The organism is Synechococcus sp. WC101 (assembly GCF_047461555.1).
Classification (GTDB): Bacteria; Cyanobacteriota; Cyanobacteriia; order Thermostichales; family Thermostichaceae; genus Thermostichus.
On the sequence record NZ_JANSHG010000280.1, the window covers coordinates 1 to 1,600 of the forward strand.

Consider the following 1,600-nt stretch of genomic DNA (forward strand, 5'->3'; position numbering starts at 1 on the left):
TCAGCCACCGCCCTCGGGCCGCGACACGGTGGTTATGGTGGCCCTGCCGGGCACTGTAAAGATGGCCAGCCCGGAAGAGGCGGAGGCCGGTGCAACTTCTGCCAACGGCACGGCGGAGACGGTTGCCCCTGAAGCCGCAGCTTTGCCGGAGCAGGAGCCGGTAAATACTCTTCCCCCGCCAGCACCCTCCGAGCCGCAAACTCCTCCGCCTGTATCATCGATGGCGGAGCCGCCGGCAACGGTGACGCCCCAGGAGGTAGTCATCGACCCGTCTCAGCAATCTCCGGCGGCCTCCAGACGACGGCGCTCCCGCAGCAGCTAGCCGGCCCGCTGAGCCCGGGAGCAAACCTCGCCGTTGGTCGGTTGGCTCGGTCAAGAGGATGGTTGGCTCCGGAGTTGGGGGTGTGGACAAGGTGGTGCAGCCCAGCCTGAAGTGGGAGGGATCCCTGTGGCAACAGGGGATGCGGCGGGTGGCAGGCGTGGATGAGGTGGGGCGGGGGGCCCTGGCGGGGCCGGTGGTGGCGGCGGCGGTGATTTTGCCGGCCCATCTGGATCCGGAGGCGCTGTCAGGGGTGAGAGACTGCAAACAACTGCGCCCGCCGCAGCGCGCCCACTGGGCGGAGCGGATTGCCCAAGTAGCCCTGGCCGTAGGCATTGGCAGCGCCTCTGCCGCCGAGATCGACCAGCTCAACATTCGCCAGGCCACGCTGCTGGCCATGCAACGAGCTCTGGCGCAGGTGGGGGAAGTGGAGCACATTCTGCTGGATGGGTTGCCGTTGGCAGAGCTGGGATCCCGGCAGACGGCCCTGGTCAAAGGGGATCAGCTTAGCCTCTCCATCGCCGCCGCTTCCATCGTGGCCAAAGTCTGGCGGGATACCCTGATGCAGAGCTGGGATCACCAGTACCCCGGCTACGGCTGGCGCACCAACGTCGGCTATGGCACGCAGGAGCACCGACTGGCGCTGCAGCGCTTGGGGCCAAGCCCCCAGCACCGCCGTAGCTTTGCCCCCCTGCGAGACTTGCAGGCAGGCGAAATTGGAGAGTAGGATAGAGTCCACGTACTGCCCACGTAGCTCAGCGGACTAGAGCACTGGGTTCCGGTCCCAGGGGTCGGAGGTTCGAATCCTTTCGTGGGCGTTTCTTCCAGAAGCAGACAGCGAAGGAGCACTTCTCTCAGCAGGATCTGGATCTAAGCCTTAGCTAGGGGCTCGCAGTGGGTTCTGGTAGCACATAAACGGACTCCACCTGGCCTCCTGCTGCTGGCACGGCCTGGATGGTGCCTTTTTCGATGTGATAGATGACTTTTTCTGCTTGCAACTGATTTTCCCCTTGGCGGATGGTGACCTGGCCCTCCAGCTCGATCCGCTGCTCCCGGCTGTAGTACACCGCTCTCTGGGCGCGGGCCGTGAGGCGCTCGGCGGGAAAGCTGAGGGTGACATTGCCGGTGGCTACAAACACCCCCGTGTTGGCATTGGCCTCCTGGACATCGGCGCTGATGCTGAGGGCACGCGGGTTTTGCCCCCAAGCCAGGCTGGGGATCGCCAGCAGCGCCACCCCCACCGCCCAGGCTACCCCCCTTAGCTGGCACCTGTTTTTCTGC

The 1,600-nt window shown here is 65.3% G+C and carries 2 protein-coding genes, 1 tRNA gene and 1 pseudogene; 3 read left to right on the forward strand and 1 reads right to left on the reverse strand.

The annotated features are described in order from the left end of the window. The 3 genes and pseudogenes from NW809_RS12430 to NW809_RS12440 form a co-directional block, all read left to right on the forward strand. Positions 1–322, forward strand: a pseudogene (locus NW809_RS12430) (ribonuclease E/G); the annotation flags it as partial. 58 nt (positions 323–380) lie between these two features. Continuing rightward, positions 381–1,046, forward strand: coding sequence for a ribonuclease HII (locus NW809_RS12435; RefSeq protein WP_414402286.1), 666 nt, complete (start codon positions 381–383; stop codon positions 1,044–1,046). A gap of 17 nt (positions 1,047–1,063) precedes the next feature. Next, a tRNA-Arg gene (locus NW809_RS12440) sits at positions 1,064–1,137 on the forward strand. A 63-nt stretch (positions 1,138–1,200) separates the two neighbouring features. Here the strand turns inward: NW809_RS12440 and NW809_RS12445 are convergent. Continuing rightward, positions 1,201–1,600 (reverse strand): LptA/OstA family protein (locus NW809_RS12445; RefSeq protein ID WP_414402287.1); only part of this gene is annotated, 400 nt, incomplete at its 5' end.